Annotated in this window: 2 protein-coding genes; both read right to left on the reverse strand. The window is 60.9% G+C overall.

What is annotated here, in order from left to right; genetic code table 11:
- Positions 1-230: 230 nt before the first annotated feature.
- Complete coding sequence (gene tnpC, locus VGP39_RS14005) at positions 231-1,598, reverse strand: IS66 family transposase (RefSeq protein WP_327568701.1); 1,368 nt, start codon at positions 1,596-1,598, stop codon at positions 231-233.
- Between the two features lie 27 nt (positions 1,599-1,625).
- A partial coding sequence (locus VGP39_RS14010; protein ID WP_327568702.1) for a hypothetical protein occupies positions 1,626-1,930 on the reverse strand: 305 nt, incomplete at its 5' end.

Raw genomic sequence — 1,930 nt, forward strand, 5'->3', positions numbered from 1 at the left:
CGTGTCGAAGGTTGGCTGTTCAACACGAATCGGGTGCGGCGGACCGATGATGGGCTATTTGTGCCGTGTCGGACGATTTTGGCCATCGAGCGCACAAGCAAAATTGCGGCGCGGCTCGCCGAAACTGAAACTCCGTAGCCGCCGATAGATCAGCTCTAGCAGTAGTGCCGGAGATTGATCATCGTATAGGCCAGGGTCTTGAAGGCGTAGTGGACCTGACTGGTATGTGCTCAACCTGGTGCGAGCACGGATGTTCCGTGTAGTGTCATTTTGAGAGCTTGATAAGCGCCGATGCCACGACGTGCTGCGGTTCCGACGACGGACCGGAAGCTGGCGAACAGGTCAGCCCCCCAGTTAGAGCGGAAACCGCCGGTGACTTTTCGGTAGGTGGCGGTGGGACGCAACTCGCGTTCGCTGCTGTTATTGTCTGGGTCGACCTCGGGATGATCGAGGAAGGTGAACAAGTAAGAGCGGCGTTTGCCATATCGCTTTCGCAAGCGGCGGGCATCGCGGGTGATGGGTGCCAGCGCCATCACCGCGTCGAGTTCGCGTTCCAGCCGTTGTCGATAGTGGCGGCGTGTGGTTTGCGCCAGATGATGGCGCCGCCGGGCCAGCACGAAGGCTCGCAATAGCAGCATCTTCATGCGCGGGGCGAAGATGGTGTCACCTGCGTCGATGGCAAATTGGCAATCGCGCAGTTGATGCGCTAGACAAACCTGCCAGTCGGCGGCATGGCCCTGCTGAGCGCTATAAAGATCGGAAACCCATAGTGCCGGGCGATGACCCGCCATCACCTCGCTAACGACGCCGGCCCCTCGGCTGTGGCGAATGACGTGGATGACCACTTCATTGTTCTGGAACACCCAGTTCCAGCAGGTGCGGCCGTCCACCCTGACGCTGGTTTCGTCCGAGCACACCACGCGGGCGCGCCGCAGGCGGGACAGGATTGCGCCGACCTCGGCCTCCATGCACGGCTTGGCGCGCTGGAATGCAGCATCCAGCGCGCCCTCGCTGATGGAAAGCGCAAACAACTCCAGCATCAGCCGGCTCAGCCGGCGGTAGCTGATAGCGTGGGTGAAACGCAGATACAGCGCGAGCGCCACAATGTTGATGCTGAACGGACTGCCTTGCTCCAGCCCATCCGGTAGCGGAGCCAGTGTGGTGCTGCCGCACGCCTGGCACTGTCCCGCATAGAGTTCCACCCGTGTGACCACCGGCATCACCTTTGGCAGCTCGATCTTGTCGTAGCGGTCGATCAGCTGGTGATCGGCGGCGGCAAACAGTGCCTGGCACTGTGCGCAACACATGGGCCGGGCGATCACCGTCTCGTCGGGGGTTGCCGACACTGCGCGGCCACCGCCTTTACGGCCCAGGCTGCCCTGCCGCGGGCCCTTCCGTGGCAACTTGTCTTGGCGATTGGCTTTCTTGTCACGAGACGGCGGTTGACTGGAATTATCCGAGTTTTTCGCCGGCTCACCCAGCCGTGCTTCCAATTCCGCCACCCTCACCGTCAGCGCCTGAACCTGGGCCCAGAGCGCGCGGATCAGCGTGTCTTTCTCGCTATGCGACAGATGATTGAGGTCGGGGAGTTGTGTCACCAGAAGCTTGAATCGTGGCCGCCGTGGTCATGTCAAGACCCGGGGGTTGAGCAGATACATATTCGCGGTCAGGGTCGAGAAGTTCGCGGCGACATTGCCCGCGATATTGGCTTCGGCGGTGGTCGCACGCGAGATTTCGCTGGCCCCGTTGCCGGCGATGTTGCCTTCGGCCGTGGAGGCACGACCGGCTTCAGCCACCACATTGGCGTTGATCCGAATAACGTCCCAATCAATCCCGTTAAACACGATGCCATCATGGGCCTGAACAAAGAAGGCTGTCGTATTGTCAGTTTCAGTCAACCGGCCTGTCTGAACAACCTTGTAGTAGTCAC

The sequence above is a fragment of the Bradyrhizobium sp. genome (genome assembly GCF_036009065.1).
Classification (GTDB): domain Bacteria; phylum Pseudomonadota; class Alphaproteobacteria; order Rhizobiales; family Xanthobacteraceae; genus Bradyrhizobium.